The sequence below is a fragment of the Arthrobacter sp. D2-10 genome, assembly GCF_054161285.1.
Genome location: NZ_CP096431.1, coordinates 2,777,137 through 2,792,518 on the forward strand (window position 1 = coordinate 2,777,137; position 15,382 = coordinate 2,792,518).

Annotated in this window: 13 protein-coding genes; 6 read left to right on the forward strand and 7 right to left on the reverse strand. The window is 64.7% G+C overall.

Features of this window, described 5'->3' with window-relative positions; translation table 11 throughout:
- The first annotated feature begins 47 nt into the window (after positions 1-47).
- Positions 48-506 (forward strand): SRPBCC family protein, encoded by a 459-nt coding sequence (locus M1D74_RS13040; RefSeq protein ID WP_458115555.1) that lies wholly within the window; start codon positions 48-50, stop codon positions 504-506.
- Here the strand turns inward: M1D74_RS13040 and M1D74_RS13045 are convergent.
- The 3 genes from M1D74_RS13045 to M1D74_RS13055 are packed head-to-tail and all read right to left on the reverse strand — an operon-like array spanning position 503 to position 3,315.
- Complete coding sequence (locus tag M1D74_RS13045) at positions 503-1,186, reverse strand: NUDIX hydrolase (RefSeq protein ID WP_309070547.1); 684 nt, start codon at positions 1,184-1,186, stop codon at positions 503-505. The two genes, M1D74_RS13040 and M1D74_RS13045, sit on opposite strands and share 4 nt — an antisense overlap.
- Positions 1,183-1,962: an endonuclease III gene (gene nth / locus M1D74_RS13050; RefSeq protein WP_309070548.1), complete on the reverse strand. Its 780-nt coding sequence runs from the start codon at positions 1,960-1,962 to the stop codon at positions 1,183-1,185. The genes M1D74_RS13045 and nth overlap by 4 nt, the downstream gene beginning before the upstream one ends.
- A 45-nt stretch (positions 1,963-2,007) precedes the next feature.
- A complete protein-coding gene (locus M1D74_RS13055) occupies positions 2,008-3,315 on the reverse strand; it encodes a hypothetical protein (protein WP_458115556.1) in 1,308 nt (435 codons plus the stop codon).
- 299 nt (positions 3,316-3,614) lie between these two features.
- Between M1D74_RS13055 and acs the strand changes: the two genes are divergently transcribed.
- The 4 genes from acs to M1D74_RS13075 all read left to right on the forward strand — a co-directional run bounded on the left by acs (position 3,615) and on the right by M1D74_RS13075 (position 9,310).
- Positions 3,615-5,597, forward strand: coding sequence for an acetate--CoA ligase (gene acs / locus M1D74_RS13060; RefSeq protein ID WP_309070550.1), 1,983 nt, complete (start codon positions 3,615-3,617; stop codon positions 5,595-5,597).
- A 138-nt stretch (positions 5,598-5,735) separates the two neighbouring features.
- Entirely contained in the window at positions 5,736-7,034 is a 1,299-nt protein-coding gene (locus tag M1D74_RS13065) for an MFS transporter (protein ID WP_458115557.1), read from the forward strand.
- Between the two features lie 52 nt (positions 7,035-7,086).
- Entirely contained in the window at positions 7,087-7,563 is a 477-nt protein-coding gene (gene aroQ / locus M1D74_RS13070; RefSeq protein WP_309070552.1) for a type II 3-dehydroquinate dehydratase, read from the forward strand.
- 4 nt (positions 7,564-7,567) lie between these two features.
- Positions 7,568-9,310: a dipeptide ABC transporter ATP-binding protein gene (locus M1D74_RS13075; RefSeq protein ID WP_458115558.1), complete on the forward strand. Its 1,743-nt coding sequence runs from the start codon at positions 7,568-7,570 to the stop codon at positions 9,308-9,310.
- A gap of 77 nt (positions 9,311-9,387) precedes the next feature.
- Here the strand turns inward: M1D74_RS13075 and M1D74_RS13080 are convergent, their stop codons facing one another.
- The 4 genes from M1D74_RS13080 to M1D74_RS13095 form a co-directional block, all read right to left on the reverse strand.
- Positions 9,388-10,335 carry an ABC transporter permease gene (locus tag M1D74_RS13080; protein ID WP_309070554.1) on the reverse strand — a complete coding sequence of 316 codons (948 nt, stop codon included), beginning with the start codon at positions 10,333-10,335 and terminating at the stop codon, positions 9,388-9,390.
- Entirely contained in the window at positions 10,332-11,336 is a 1,005-nt protein-coding gene (locus tag M1D74_RS13085; protein ID WP_309070555.1) for an ABC transporter permease, read from the reverse strand. Before M1D74_RS13085 ends, M1D74_RS13080 begins: the two co-directional genes overlap by 4 nt.
- 88 nt (positions 11,337-11,424) lie before the next feature.
- Positions 11,425-13,119: an ABC transporter substrate-binding protein gene (locus M1D74_RS13090; protein WP_309124337.1), complete on the reverse strand. Its 1,695-nt coding sequence runs from the start codon at positions 13,117-13,119 to the stop codon at positions 11,425-11,427.
- 178 nt (positions 13,120-13,297) lie between these two features.
- Positions 13,298-14,482 (reverse strand): MarP family serine protease, encoded by a 1,185-nt coding sequence (locus M1D74_RS13095; protein WP_309070557.1) that lies wholly within the window; start codon positions 14,480-14,482, stop codon positions 13,298-13,300.
- A 220-nt stretch (positions 14,483-14,702) separates the two neighbouring features.
- Between M1D74_RS13095 and M1D74_RS13100 the strand changes: the two genes are divergently transcribed.
- A complete protein-coding gene (locus M1D74_RS13100) occupies positions 14,703-15,380 on the forward strand; it encodes a Crp/Fnr family transcriptional regulator (protein ID WP_026544229.1) in 678 nt (225 codons plus the stop codon).
- Positions 15,381-15,382 lie beyond the last annotated feature (2 nt).

The window sequence follows — 15,382 nt, forward strand, 5'->3', positions numbered from 1 at the left end:
GGCGCGCGAACCTGCGAATCGTCAGGGGGGGTGGCTAGGCTCGACGCATGGATCACAGCACCAGCCTCACTCAGCACATCAACGCTTCCCCCGAAAGGGTCTGGTCCGTTATCTCAGACATCCCAGGCTCAGCAGCAACCCTGTCCGGGGTTCAGTCGGTGCAGATGCTCAGTGACGGACCGTACGGGAAGGGCACCCGGTGGAAGGAAACCCGCACCATGATGGGCCGCTCGGAAACCGTCGAGATGTGGGTGGAGCAGGCGGACCCGCCCCGCAGCACAACGGTCAAGGCCCTTCAGAACGGCGCGGACTACACCACGCACTTCACGCTCGCGGAACGCAATGGCGGAACTGATCTGACCCTGACTTTCGGTGCCCAGGTCGTCGAGCCCACCATGGCCGGCCGAATCATGCTCGCCCTGTTCGGCAAGATCGGGATGAAGATGACGCGCAAGGCACTGGCCAAGGACCTGGCCGAGATCGCGGCGAAAGCCGAATCGCTCTAGAGCGGCGCGTCGCGCTCGCGGGACTCATCCCAGGGCTGCGTCCAGCCCAACCCATCGAACAAGCGTGACAGTAACAGTCCGGTGAACCCCCAGATCGTGATGTCATCGACCATGAATGCCGGTGTGCTGTGCCTACGCCCGTTGCGCCGCACAACTGCGGTGAACCGTGCCTCGGGCGAGAGAAGCTCCGCCACCGGCGCACGGAAAACGTGTGATGATTCGGCGTGGTCCACTACCCGCACGGGCGTCGGCGAGGCCCACCAGCCGAGCACGGGCGTCACGAGGTAATTGCTGAGCGGGAGCCCCACTTCCGGCAGCTCCCCCAGGACTTCGACGCCCGCAGGATCGAGGCCTGTCTCCTCCTCAGCTTCCCGCAGGGCTGCAGCGGCGGGATCGGCGTCGTCGTCGTCGATTCGTCCGCCCGGGAACGCCACCTGGCCGGGATGGCTGCGCAACGTGCCGGCGCGGGTCACAAACAGGACGTCCAGGTCATCCGGCACAGCTGCCGAGTGGATACGTGCAGGACGGTCATCAAGGTGTCCGAAGAGAATCAGGACAGCGGCCGGCCTGGCGGTTGCAATATCTATCCCGACTACCTGCCATGACTCCGTCTTGTCCCTGCCCGGGCCGATGGGCGCCGCGCTCTCGGCGAAGGCCTTGAGTTGGGAGTACGCGCTCATGCGCTCAGGGTATGGCCGGCAGCCAGCAACTCGGCGCGCGAAGCGCCCTCCACCATACGGCGGTGGAGCTCCTCGCGGCCCGGGGCGAGCTCGTACTTCAGGAGCTTCCGTGCCTTGTCCGGGTCGACCTCTCCTTCGCCGTAGGACGGGCACAGCGAGGCCACCGGGCACACACCGCACGCGGGCTTCTTGGCATGGCAGATACGGCGGCCGTGGAAGATTACCCGGTGCGAGAGCATAGTCCAGTCCCTGCGCTCGAAGAGAGCGGCGACGTCGAACTCCACCTTCACTGGGTCCTCCTCCGTGGTCCAGCCGAAGCGGCGGGAGAGGCGGCCGAAGTGCGTGTCCACCGAAATGCCCGGTACGCCGAACGCGTTGGCCAGCACCACGTTCGCCGTTTTACGGCCTACTCCGGGAAGGGTCACCAGATCCTCCAGGCGACCGGGCACCTCACCGTCGAAATCGTCGACGATGCGGGTGGCCAACGCGAGCAGGCTGCGGGACTTCGCCCGGAAAAAGCCGGTGGGGCGAATCATCTCCTGCAACTCATCTTCCGCAGCTTCAGCGAGGCTCCGGGCGTCCGGGTATCGCGCAAACAGGGCCGGGGTGGTCAGATTCACCCGCACGTCGGTGGTCTGGGCTGAGAGGACCGTAGCCACCAGCAGCTCGAAGGGGTTCCGGAAATCCAGTTCCGCTACAGCGTATGGGTACGTCTCTGCGAGCACGCGATGGATCCTACGCGCCCGGCGCTTCAGCGCGATCGGCGATACATCCACGATGACCCGGTTTCCCTTTCCGTTTCCGCCCGCCCGTGCCGCCTGCTATCCCTCGCGGGGTGCGCGTTCGATGTTGCGCAGGTCCCGCATGACACCAATGCGGCCAGTGCGCTTGTCCTGAACGAGGAACTCATGCCCGCGGTCCTCGATGCCAACTTCCCAGTCACCGGGCTGGAGCACGAACAAGGGTGCCCCGGTCTGCTCGTCCACTACCGAGCGGGGAGTTCCGACGGCGAACCAGAATGCCTCGAGCACCGGCTCATCATCCTCGGCATCCCGGGTAGCGGAGATGGATTCGGTCCGCGGGTGCGCGGCTTCCTCGGTGCTGCTGTCCGTCTGCCGCACAGTCTGCTGCGCCATGGTCCGCTCCGCGGCCTTCTCAACTGCTGGCTGCGCAACAGTGGCAGCGGGAGCAGCGGCTTCTGCGGCTGCTCCCGAGCTGGACACCGCGTGTGAGCCGGAGCCGCGCGGCGCTTCCGGCTGCGCTGCACCTGCACTGGGAGCTGCAGGCTCCGCCTCCCTTGTCTCCGTGGGGCGGGCGGTGCTCTCAGTGTGCGGAGCGGAGTCCTGCTTGGCTGCGGGAACCTGCGCGTGCTCTGTTACAGGAGTCTGCGCCTGCCCCGCCGCGGAGCCGTGCGAGGCACCGGAGCCCTGGCCTGCAGCGTAATCAACGACGGCATACCCGGCGCTGTAGCCGGCGCTGCTCGGCCCGCCAGTGACGGACTTGCCTGCCGAAGAATCATTCCATCCCGTCACGGTCTCTGCAGGAACCGGCTTCGGCGGACGCGGCTTGGCGGGCAACGCCTCCCGGGCGATCCGATGGGCGGACGACGACGGACGACCCGCGAAATCCGGCTTGAAGACGCCGAGGTGGGGACCGCCGACCGTTGCGACGAAGAACCCGACCGATCCGAGCAACGCGATGAACGCACCGACCTCGAAAGTGGTAACGGTCTGCAGGAAGAAGAATGCGGCGGCGAACGCTGCGGTCACCGAGGCGAACTGGTCGACAGAGAGCGATCCGACGCGCAGGCTCTTGGCTCCCAGCCGGCGGCCCACGATCAGCGACAGCGCCGCAACCGGAAGCAGGATCCCGATGCCCAGGAAGAAGAGGGAGAACGTGCGCCACAGATTGACGCCGTCCATAAAGGGCAGGATTGTGCCGACGAACATCACCAGCACCGAGACACCGATGACCGTTTCACGCAGGGTGAAGGGCCCTGCTACAGCCTCGGGCCCGCTGTGCCCGGCGGTAGCAGAGGCATCTGCAGGTGTTTCGGACCGGCCTGATTGCTGCACCGGCGAGCTGTGCGCGGTGTCTGCGCCGCCGTCGTACTGGCGCTGTTCGGTCATGTCTGGATTCTCCGTTTCATAACGGCGGCTTCTGCCGCAGTCAGGTGCCGAGGGCGTTGAGCCGGATTCGGATTTCTTTGATAACCCTAGTCAACGCCTACTTCCTTTCCTACCAATGATGGGACATGTCGGCGTCCCGCGCTCACCGCTCATCGCAGAATCAGTGCCTTTCGCATCTACAGTGTGACCACCAGCACACCGATCGGGTGGCGCCCCCACTAATGTGGGACACAGCACATCAGCGGCTTGAATTGTCTGTTCGGGTCCGCCTCCGCACTGAATGGCCGAAGGGGTTCACAATGTCTGAAGACACCCAGGTTTCCACGGGTGACGCATTCGAAAATCTGCTGCATGAGGAGCGACGCTTCCCGCCGAGCGAGGACTTCGCGGCCAGCGCCATCGCGACGGCCGAGCTGTATGAGCAGGGGAAACAGGGCCCCGAGTTCTGGGCGAGCCAGGCCCGGGAGTTGCTGACCTGGCACCAGGATTTCTCACAGGCCCTGGACTGGTCTGAGGCGCCGTTCGCCAAGTGGTTCGTCGGCGGAAAGGTCAATGCCGCGTACAACGCTCTGGACCGCCATGTGGAGCAGGGCCGCGGCGACCGTGTGGCGATCCATTTCGAGGGCGAACCCGGTGACACCCTTACCTACACTTACGCAGAGCTGACAACGGCGGTGAAGAAGGCCGCCAACGCCTTCGAGTCCCTGGGCGTGACCAAGGGCGACCGCGTTGCCGTCTACCTGCCCATGATCCCTGAGGCCGTCATCACCATGCTGGCCTGCGCCCGCATCGGCGCGGTCCACTCCGTGGTCTTCGGAGGATTCTCGGCCGATGCCCTGCGCAGCCGGATCGACGACGCCGAAGCGAAGCTGGTGGTCACCTCCGACGGCACCTACCGCAGGGGTAAGCCGAGCTCCCTCAAACCCGCCGTGGACAGTGCACTGGAGCGCCCCGGCCATACGGTCGAGAACGTCGTCGTGGTCAAGCGCAACGGGGAACCGGTCGAGTGGGTGGAAGGCCGCGACCGCTGGTGGCACGACGTCGTCGGTGAGGCCTCCGATGAGCACACCGCCGAGGGCCACGATTCCGAACACCCACTCTTCATCCTCTACACCTCGGGCACCACCGGTAAGCCCAAGGGCATCCTGCACACCACCGGCGGGTTCCTGACCCAGACCGCATTCACCCAGAAGTACACCTTCGACCTGCACCCTGAGACCGATGTCTTCTGGTGCACGGCCGACATCGGCTGGGTGACAGGGCACAGCTACGTCGCGTACTCACCGCTGGTCAACGGCGCCACCCAGCTCATCTATGAGGGCACGCCGGACACCCCCCACCAGGGCCGCTGGTGGGAGCTCGTGGAGAAGTACAAGGTGTCAATTCTTTACACCGCGCCCACCGCCATCCGGACGTTCATGAAGTGGGGGCGCGACATTCCCGCGAAGTTCGACCTCTCCTCCATCCGCGTTCTCGGTTCGGTGGGTGAACCCATCAACCCCGAGGCGTGGATGTGGTACCGGGAAATCATCGGCGGCAACGGCGGGCGATCAGAAACCCGCGCACCGATCGTCGACACGTGGTGGCAGACCGAAACCGGCGCGCACATGATCTCCCCGCTCCCCGGCGTGACTGCCTGCAAGCCGGGATCGGCGCAGGTGGCCATGCCCGGCATCGCGGTGGATGTGGTGGACGAGATGGGTCAGTCCGTACCCAACGGCTCCGGCGGCTACCTCGTGATCCGTGAGCCCTGGCCGTCCATGCTCCGCGGGATCTGGGGTGACCCGCAGCGGTTCAAGGACACCTACTGGTCCCGGTTCGACAACATGTACTTCGCGGGAGACGGCGCCAAGCGCGACGAGGACGGCGACATCTGGCTGCTCGGCCGGGTGGACGACGTCATGAATGTCTCGGGCCACCGCCTGTCGACGACAGAAATCGAGTCCGCGCTTGTGAGCCATCCGTCGGTGGCGGAGGCCGCCGTCGTCGGTGCTTCCGACGAAACCACCGGCGAGGCTGTGGTCGCCTTCGTGATCCTGCGCGGTTCTGCTGCCCAGGACGACGACGTCGTCACCACCCTGCGCAACCACGTCGCCAAGGAGATCGGACCAATCGCGAAGCCACGCAACATCCTGGTGGTGCCGGAGCTGCCCAAGACACGCTCGGGCAAGATCATGCGGCGCCTGCTCAAGGACGTGGCGGAGGGCCGGGAGGTCGGCGACGCCACCACCCTGTCCGATCCGACGATCATGCAGCAGATCGCGGCATCGCTGAGAAAGTAGTCTCTTTCGCTCCCTGCTGTCCGGCTGCCGCTTTTCGAGCGGCAGCCGGACAGGGACTGTGATGCAGGTCTACCGACACTGTGATGTTGACCGGAATTGCTGGCCGCTCGGGTCTGGCTGCGAGGACAATTCTGAACCGTGTCCACCTCTACCGCACCCCGCCCGACGCCGGCCACCCGCCCCGGAGTGGCCCGAAAGACAGCCGCTGCGTCCTTCGTCGGAACCGCCCTTGAATCCTACGACTTCTATGTTTTCGGCACCGCTGCCGCACTCGTCTTCAATGAGGTCTTCTTCGCGGAGCAGGATCCGCTCGCCGGAACCCTGTCCGCATTCCTGATCTTCGCGATGGGCTTCGTCGCCCGCCCGCTGGGTGCCATCCTCTTCGGTCATCTCGGGGACCGGATCGGCCGGAAAAAGACGCTCATCTGGACCATCCTGCTGATGGGACTGGCCACCGGCGCCGTCGGGCTTCTTCCCGATTACAGTGTGATCGGCGTCTGGGCACCCATCATCCTGACAATCCTCCGCCTGCTGCAGGGCCTGTCGCTGGGCGGCGAGTGGGGCGGCTCCATCCTGATTGCCACTGAACACGCAAGCGGACGCAAGCGCGCGCTGTACGCCGCAATCCCCCAGCTGGGCTCCCCCGTCGGCACCATGCTGATCTCACTGATCTTCCTCATCCTCACGGTGATGGTTCCGGACATCATGACGACCTGGGGCTGGCGCATCCCGTTCCTGCTCGCCTTCCCGTTCCTCGCCGTCGCCCTCTACCTGCGGCTCGCGATTGACGAGACACCGGTTTTCCAGACGACCAGGAAGGTACGCGTTCCGCTGCTGAGCGTCCTGCGCTCCCAGCCCGTCGCCGTTGTTGTTGCTGTTGCGTCAGCGGTGCTGGGTATCGGCTCCTATTTCCTCATGGTGTCCTACACCCAGGCGTACGGGACCGAGCGGTTGGGTCTGTCGGAAGCCACCGTCCTCAACGCCGCGCTGATCGGTTCGCTGCTGCAGCTCGCCACCATTCCCGCGTTCGGTTGGCTGGCCACGCGGATCGGCTCGGCGAAAGTAGTCGCGGGCGGCGCTCTCGGAACGGCACTGATCAGTTTCCCGCTCTACTGGGTCATCAGCATCGCGGATGCGCCCCTGTACGTAGCGGCGATCCTGCTCGGCGGCATCCTGCCGACCGCAAGTTGGGCGGCGCTCGGAGGGCTCATGGCGGATCTGTTCGATCCGAGCACAAGCTTCACCGCCCTGTCGTTCTCGTACAGCATCGCCGCTATTGTGGCCGGCTTTGCTCCGTCCATCACCCAGATGTTCGGAGAGGCCACTGACGGCGCCTGGTGGCATCCCGGTGTCGTGCTGGCCCTCATGAGCCTCGTGACTCTCGCGGGTGCGACGGCGGCAGTGCGCCTCCGCCGGCCGGCGCCCGCGCTGGGCTGACATCCCGGGCAACGCCGCGGGCTAAGCCTGGGCGATCAGGCATAGTTAAGCCATGGCGACCACTACCCTGCTGATCCTCAACGGCCCCAACCTGAACCTGCTTGGTACCCGCGAGCCCGGGGTCTACGGATCACACAGCCTGGACGACGTCGAGAAGCTGTGTGAGTCGGCCGCGGGTGCCCACGGTTGGGCGGTCACGTGCACCCAGTCCAACCACGAGGGTGAGCTTGTCGACGCCATCCACGCCGCTGCGGGAACTGCCGATGGGATCGTCATCAACGCCGCCGCGTACACCCACACCTCAGTCGCCCTCCGGGATGCAATCAGTGCAGTCGGCCTGCCCACGGTCGAGGTGCACATCAGTAACGTGCACAAGCGTGAGGAGTTTCGGCACCACTCCTACCTGTCTGCGGTGGTTGACGCCGTCATCGTGGGAGCCGGGGTGGACGGTTATCGGTTGGCCATCGATCATCTTGTGCGGAAACTGACGCGGCATGACCTGATGCAGGGCGGTTATGAGGGACGATAGTCCCATGACGCACATCACACCCATGGATGCCTCAGGCAGTGCCGCCGATCCCGCCGAGAATGCCCCCATGCTCCAGGTGAAGAACCTGGCGGTCAGCTTTCGAACCACCTACGGCGAAGTGCATGCCGTAGAGGACGCCAGCTTCACCCTCCATCGGGGGAAGACTCTGGCGATCGTGGGTGAGTCCGGTTCCGGCAAGTCGACGACGGCGATGGCCTGTATCGGGCTGCTCCCCGGCAACGGGCGGGTCACCGGGGGAAGCATCCTGTTCGAAGGCCGTGATCTGGTGCCGCTCCCCGAGTCGGCCATGCGCACAATCCGGGGACGCTCAATCGGACTGGTGCCGCAGGACCCGATGTCCAACCTCAACCCGGTGGCGAAAATCGGGACCCAGGTAGCTGAGACCCTGCTGGTGCACCGGCTCGCGGACAAGAAGAACGTCAAGGATCGCGTGGTCGAGGTGCTCTCAGCTGCAGGCCTCCCGGACGCACGTGAACGAGCCAAGCAGTACCCCCACGAGTTCTCCGGCGGCATGCGCCAACGCGCCCTGATCGCCATCGGCATGGCCTGCCGCCCGCGGCTCCTGATCGCCGACGAGCCCACCAGCGCTCTGGACGTCACGGTGCAGCGCACCATCCTCGACCAGATCGACACCATGACGGAGCAGCTCGGCACGTCGGTCCTCCTGATCACCCATGACCTGGGGCTCGCGGCGGAGCGCGCATCGGAACTGGTGGTAATGCACCGCGGCCGCGTCGTGGAAACAGGTCCGGCGGCACAGCTCCTCAACGACCCCAGGCACCCCTACACGCAGTCGCTGGTTCGTGCCGCGCCGAGCGTGGCGGCGATCAGGCTGCGTCCCGGCGCCTATGCAGACGACGCCGGGAAGCGCGTCGCCGTGGCGCAGGCCGCCTTCGAAGAACACCAGGCTGAAGCCGACGCTGCAGTAGACGCCGCTCCGACCAACAACATCGTCGAGATCCGGGACCTGACGAAGATCTACAAGCGACGCGGCAGTTCCGAGGACTTTTACGCCGCGAAGAACGTCACTCTGGACATCCCGCGCGGGCAGACCGTTGCCATCGTCGGCGAGTCCGGCTCCGGCAAGACCACGACGGCGCGCATGCTCCTCAAACTCATCGAGCCAACCTCCGGCACCATGACCTTCGACGGGATGGACGTGGCGACGCTCGACAAGAAGCAGCTCGACGACTTCCGGCAGCGCGTCCAACCGGTATTCCAGGACCCGTACTCGTCACTGAACCCGATGTTCACGATTGAACGGATTGTCGAGGAACCCCTGAACGCCTACAAGCGGGGCTCCCGGACAGAGCGCGCTGCCCGCGTGCGCGAGCTCATGGACCAGGTATCCCTGCCGCACAACGCGCTGCGGCGCTACCCCTCCGAGCTCTCCGGCGGGCAACGCCAGCGTGTCGCGATCGCCCGGGCCCTGGCGCTCAAGCCCGAGCTGATCATCTGCGATGAGCCGGTCTCCGCGCTCGACGTGCTGGTTCAGGCCCAGATCCTGAAGCTTCTGGGAGACCTGCAATCGGAGCTCGGATTGAGCTACCTGTTCATCTCCCACGACCTCGCGGTGGTCCGGCTCATCTCCGACTACGTGTGCGTCATGAAGGACGGCGAGCTGGTTGAAGCGGCCAGCTCCGAGGAGGTCTTCCAGAACCCACGCCACCCGTACACGCGAAAGCTCCTCGCCTCGATCCCAGGCAACGAGCTCAACATCGCCTGACCCTCACGGAAGCAAAGTACGACGGCGGCCGGTCACCTTCGAAGCGAAGGTAACCGGCCGCCGTCGTATTTGAGGGGTTACTTCTGGCGGGTCTTCGGGTCCAGCGCCTCGCGCAGTGACTCCCCCAGCAGCGTGAAGCCGAGTGCCGTGATGGCAATGCACGCGCCGGGCAGGAAGGCCAGGTACGGCGATGAAGCCAGTTCAGCCTGGGCGTAGGTGAGCATGCGACCCCATTCGGCTGTCTGCGGAAGTCCGCCGCCGAGCCCCAGGAAGGACAGGGCGGCCGCGTCGATCACCGCCGTTGCGAGAGACAGCGTAGCCTGCACGATCACCGGGCCCACGCTGTTGGGCAGCAGGTGGCTCATGGTGATGGTGCGCTTGCTCAGGCCGAGGGTCTGCGCCGCGAGGATGTAGTCGGATCCGCGCTGCGAGAGCATGGACGAACGGAGCAGACGGGCGAAGATCGGTAGTTGGGAGACACCGATGGCGATCATGATCGCGTACGGCCCCTGACCAAGGATCGCCGCGATGCTCACCGCGAGCAGCAGGTTGGGAACGGACAGCAGGATGTCCACGAAGCGCATGATGACGCTGTCCACCCAGCCGCCCAGACCGCCGGCCAGCAGGCCGAGCAGCATACCGCCGGCAAGGCCGATCGCCGTCGAAATCACACCGATCAGCAGGGACGCCTGGGCACCCCAGATGAGCTTGGAGAGCACGTCACCGCCGAACCGGTCCAGGCCGAGCGGATACTCCGGGAGCTCCCCCGGCCCCGGAATATTGGTGGGCCTGATCTCGGTACGGCCAGGCAGTTCTTCGCCGCCGAAGGGAGCGAGGATCGGTGCAAGCGCCGCCACGAGCAGGAACAAGCCGATGATCACCGCTCCGGCGATGGCTTGGGGATTACGGCGCAGTCTGCGGAATGCATCCTTCCAAAGGCCGGTACCCCCGCCTTCGGCGAGTGCCGGGTCTGCTGTGGCCGGGGAGACCTCCCCGCCGGCCGCGGGAGGCAGGGTATTGCTCATTGCACACGCACCCTTGGATCGATGATGGTGTAGGAGATGTCAACGATGAGATTGATCAGGGCGTACAGGACAGCGATGAAGATGATGAACCCCTGCAGTACCGGGTAGTCGAGTTCGAAGATGGCATCTCGAAGGAACCTGCCGATGCCATTGAAGGCGAACACCGTTTCGGTGAGGACCGCACCCGAAATCAGGAGGCCGGTCTGCAGCCCGATGGTGGTGACAACCGGCAGCATCGCGTTGCGAAGGATGAACCTGCCCCGGATGGTCTTCTCCATCAGACCCTTCGCGCGTGCGGTCCGCACGTAATCGGCGTTCTGCACCTCCAGCACCGAAGCGCGCGTGATGCGGACGATGATGGCCAGGGGAATGGTTCCAAGGGCAAGACCCGGGAGGATGAGGTGCAGGAAGGCGTCCCAGGCGGCGTCGAACTCGCCCGTCAGCAGTCCGTCCAGGACATAGAAGTCCGTGACATGCGTGGCATTGATCCTGGGGTTCTGCCGGCCGTCCGGCGGCAGAATGGGCCACTGGATAGCAAACAGGTATTTCAGGATGAAGGCCAAGAAGAACACCGGAATGGTGATTCCGATCAGGCTGAGGACCACCGAGCCGTGGTCTGCGAGCTTCCCGTAGTGCCGTGCAGCGAGGTAGCCCAAGGGGATACCGATGCCGATCGCGAAGATCAGGGCCACCACGCTGAGTTCGATGGTGGCCGGGAAACGGGTGGCGAACTCCTCCAGGACGGGACGGCCCGTGATGATCGATGTACCGAAATCACCCTGGAGCAGTTTGCCCATATAGGTGAAGTACTGCGTCAGCAGCGGCTGGTCGAAGCCGTAGAGTTCGTTGACCCTGGCGACCGCCTCGGGGGTCGCCCGCTCACCCAGCAGGGCCGTAGCAGGCCCACCCGGCAGGCTGCGCACCCAGAGGAAGAGCAGGACTGACAGTCCGAAGAGGGTGGGAACCAGCAGGGCGAGACGTTTACCTATGACGCGAAGCACGATGTCCTTTCAACAGTGCGGCACCGAGTGAACGAGAGCAAACAAAAGCGGAGGGACCCGCTTGGGGCCGGTCCCTCCGCCAGTGTTGTTACTCGTTCAGTTCGATCATGTTGAAGACTTCATCGTTGACCGGGCTCGCAGGGTAGGAATCCACCCGGGGAGCGAAGGCCAGCGACGGCGCGGGGTGCGCCAGCGGGATCGCCGGGTTGAACTGGGCGATCTGCTCGTTGATCTCCTTGTACAACTCCGTCTGCTCCTCACGGTCAGTCATGCCGCGGGCCTCGCTGAGAGCCTCGAACAGTTCCGGATTGTCGAAGCCGAACTCCGGCTTCTCCTGACCGAAGAAGACGCCGATGAAGTTGTCGGTGTCGTTGTAGTCGCCGGTCCAGCCGAGGAGGTGGATACCGTGGTTCTCGGTGCCCTGAATGCGGTCAAGGTAGTCCGGGGTCCAGACGTCAGGCGCCGGCGTCACGGTGATGCCGACTTCACCCAGCTGTGCGCTGAGGTTGGTGAATGCCTGCTCCGGGGTAGGCATGTATGGCCGCGATACGTCAGTCGGGTAGTTGAACTGAACCTCGAAGCCGTCCGGGTACCCAGCTTCGGCCAGAAGTTCCTTGGCCCGCTCCGGGTTGTACTCGTAGGTGGTGACGTCCTCGTTGTAGCCGTCAACTACGTCGGGGATGAACTGGGTTGCCACCTTGGTTCCCTCAGGAAGGGTCTGATCGATCAGGGCCTGCTTGTCGATTGCGTGGTGGATTGCCTGGCGCACCAGCGGATCGCTTAGCTCCTCGACCGTGTGGTTGAGACCGAGGTAGAGGATCGTGAACGGATCACGCGCGATGATCTTGTAGCCCTCTTCCTCCAGTACCGGAATGTCGGCCGGCGACACGAGGTCGAAACCGTCGATGGTTCCCGCCTGGAGAGCCTGGGTGCGTGCCTGCGGATCGTCGATGATTCGGAAGATTACCGTCTGCACCTGGCCCTGCTCACCCCAGTACTCTTCATTGGCCGAGACGGTGAGGTCCTCGCCGACGTTCCAGGAATCGAACTTGAACGGCCCGGTGCCGACGGGGTGGCCCTGTGCGTACTCACTCAACTGGGGAGCCTCGGCAGAACCACCGATGTCGTCAGCGCCGAACTCCTCCAGCGCCGTTGGGCTCTGCATGGCGAACGCGGGAAGGGACAGTGCCGGGATGAACCCTGCGAACGGCTTGGCCAGGGTAACGGTGGCCTCGAGGTCACCGTTCACCTCACAGGATTCGTAAACTGCGGCATCCGGCGAATCAGCGAACCCGCGGAAGAGGTTGTTGTAGTAGTAGGACACTGACGGGGCCTGCGCCAGACCGGTGAAGTTGTACCACCGATCGAAGTTGAAGCAGACAGCCTCTGCGTTGAATTCGCTGCCGTCGTGGAACGTCACGCCTTCCTTCAACTGGAAGGTGTAGGAAAGGCCGTCTTCAGACGTTTCCCAGGATTCGGCCAACAACGGCGCAGGGTCGGCGGTGCCGGGTTCCACGCCGACAAGACCCTCGAAGATCTGGCGGCTGACGCGGAAGGACTCGCCATCACTCGCGAACGCAGGATCAAGCGAGGCGGGGTCTGACGATGCCGCGAAGACGAAGGTCGAGTCGACCTCGCCCTCCGCACCCGCACCGCCGTCTTCCTCACGCTGGCTTTGGACGCAACCGCTGAGCAGCAATGCACTGATGGCTGCTCCTGCGGTGAAGGCGGCAGCGCGCTTCCTTGTGGGAAACACCCCCCGCGCCGAATTGCTTGTGAACATTGAGCGCTCCTGATGATCTGTGATCTGGCGGGCACGTCAATGTGCCCGAGCGGCGCACGGGTGTGCCGTGTTGCCTAATGTGACGAGCCTAACTCTCAGCCGCGAGCTACGCAGTATTTCCCGACAGCAAGCCATCACGATTTGGTTAAGCGAGTTCACCTGGTTGAGCGGATTCCCGCTAGCGCTCCGTGCACTGTCCCGCGGACACAGGCTCATTGAGACCTGATGCCTGCTCGACGACGGGGCGGAGCTCGTCGAGCGTGAGGGCATATCCGACGGGGACATCCGACGTCGACTTCGCGAAGATGACCCCCGCGACGCGCCCCTGCAGGTCCAGAAGCGGTCCTCCCGAGTTCCCTTGCTGGACGTTGGCGGCAAGGGTGTAGACGTCAACTGCTGTGGGATCGGCACCGTAAATGTTCTCGACGAGCACATCCGACCGGTTCTGCACGCTTGCCGGCTGGATCTGGAACGGACCGCCTGCGGGATACCCGGCGAATGCAGCAGTATCCCCGGTGTCCAGCGCTTCGCCGAGGGCGAGGGGTGCGCGGTCCAGTCCATCCACGGCGATCACGGCAATATCCCGGACGGGATCGAAATACACCACGCTTCCGGGCACTGCTCCGCCGCCGGGAGCCTCTACGACCGGCTGGTTCACTCCTGCTACCACGTGGGCGTTCGTAACCACCCGGCCGGGCGCCACAATGAACCCGGACCCGGTCTGGTTCTGTCCACACTGAAATGCCGTTCCGGCGATGCGCAGTACCGACTGAGAAGCAGCCGCAAGCTCGGGAGTGTCGACCGACGCGTCAGGCACCGGAGCAGGAGTGGCGGGCGCTACCCCCTCCAGCAGCGTGGGTATGCCGTCAGCGACGGCGATTGAGCGCACCTCTGCCATCCAGGCACGAACGGGCGAGGGCGTTACGGTGTCGATGGTGGTGATTACCTTCGATGAGGCGATCGACTGGGACAGTAACGGCACACCCATGGTGCTGATGCTGAACGCAAGCATGGCAAGCACCAACGCAGCCACGACGACGTTGGTTACGCCTCCCAGCAACCGGTCGATGACGCGGATAGGCACGGAACCTGCCCTGCTGCTCAGCGCGCGGCCCAACCCTGCACCGAGTGCCTGGCCGATGATGACGAGAATCAGCGCTGTAGCGATGACTGCTGCCAGCCGCCAGGCGTCATCCGTCACCCAGGCGCTCACCAGTGGGATGGCGAAGAAGGCCGCCACGGCACCAGCAGCGAACCCGATGATGCCGCCGAGCGTGACCAGGAAACCGTTCTTGAGCCCGGTGATCAGGTACCCGATCAGCACCAGGATCAGAATGATGTCCAGGAGCGTAAAGCCGAACACGCCACTCCCCTTCCAGGAAGCGCCGTACTTCCCCTGCTGACCTTCGATTCTACGGTCCGGGCCTGACAATCAGCCGGGAACGTGTCCCGGGAAACGTGTTGGAGTGATTTCCCCTACCCCAGCGGCGAACACGCGTGTAGCAGGTGTCACAACGTCTCTGCGTACGGCAAGATGGAAAAAACGGAAACTTGCTGGTTCTGCACCATACATAGGAGATTTCATGGATATCGAGGTTCTGCGCAGGGCGCCCCTTTTCGCTTCGCTCGGCGACGAGGTCTTTGCGGCACTCACCGACGAGCTGACAGAGGTGGATCTGTCCCGCGGCGCATCGGTCTTCCGGGAGGGCGACCAGGGCGACCAGCTCTACTTCATAGTCTCCGGCAAGATCAAGCTCGGCCGCACCGCTCAGGACGGTCGCGAGAACCTGCTGGCAATCCTCGGCCCCGGCGAACTCTTCGGCGAAATGGCGCTCTTCGACCCAAGTCCCCGAACCGCCACGGCCACCGCTGTCTCCGAAACGCGCCTCGCGGGCCTGAAGAACGAGAACCTGCGCGCACTGCTGGAAACCCGCCCCGAGGTATCCGCCCAGCTGCTGCAGGCGTTGGCCCGCCGGTTGCGCCGTACGAACGAGTCACTGGCAGACCTGGTCTTCTCCGACGTTCCCGGGCGCGTGGCCAAAGCCCTGCTGGATCTCGCGGACCGCTTCGGTCGTCCGGCAACAGACGGCATCCTTGTCGCCCACGAACTCACGCAGGAAGAGCTTGCCCAGCTGGTGGGCGCCTCCCGCGAGACCGTGAACAAGGCCCTGGCCGAGTTCGTTCAGCGCGGCTGGCTGCGCCTGGAGGCCCGCGCCGTCGTCATTCTCGACATCCAGCGCCTGCGCCAGCGGAGCCGCTAAGC

Bases quoted from the DNA above. Each gene is read 5' to 3' on its own strand.
- M1D74_RS13055 (WP_458115556.1), bottom strand. From the start codon at position 3,315: ATGACCGAACAGCGCCAGTACGACGGCGGCGCAGACACCGCGCACAGC.
- M1D74_RS13075 (WP_458115558.1), top strand. From the start codon at position 7,568: ATGACGCACATCACACCCATGGATGCCTCAGGCAGTGCCGCCGATCCC.
- M1D74_RS13080 (WP_309070554.1), bottom strand. From the start codon at position 10,335: ATGAGCAATACCCTGCCTCCCGCGGCCGGCGGGGAGGTCTCCCCGGCC.
- M1D74_RS13090 (WP_309124337.1), bottom strand. From the start codon at position 13,119: ATGTTCACAAGCAATTCGGCGCGGGGGGTGTTTCCCACAAGGAAGCGC.
- acs (WP_309070550.1), top strand. From the start codon at position 3,615: ATGTCTGAAGACACCCAGGTTTCCACGGGTGACGCATTCGAAAATCTG.
- M1D74_RS13100 (WP_026544229.1), top strand. From the start codon at position 14,703: ATGGATATCGAGGTTCTGCGCAGGGCGCCCCTTTTCGCTTCGCTCGGC.
- M1D74_RS13040 (WP_458115555.1), top strand. From the start codon at position 48: ATGGATCACAGCACCAGCCTCACTCAGCACATCAACGCTTCCCCCGAA.
- M1D74_RS13045 (WP_309070547.1), bottom strand. From the start codon at position 1,186: ATGAGCGCGTACTCCCAACTCAAGGCCTTCGCCGAGAGCGCGGCGCCC.
- aroQ (WP_309070552.1), top strand. From the start codon at position 7,087: ATGGCGACCACTACCCTGCTGATCCTCAACGGCCCCAACCTGAACCTG.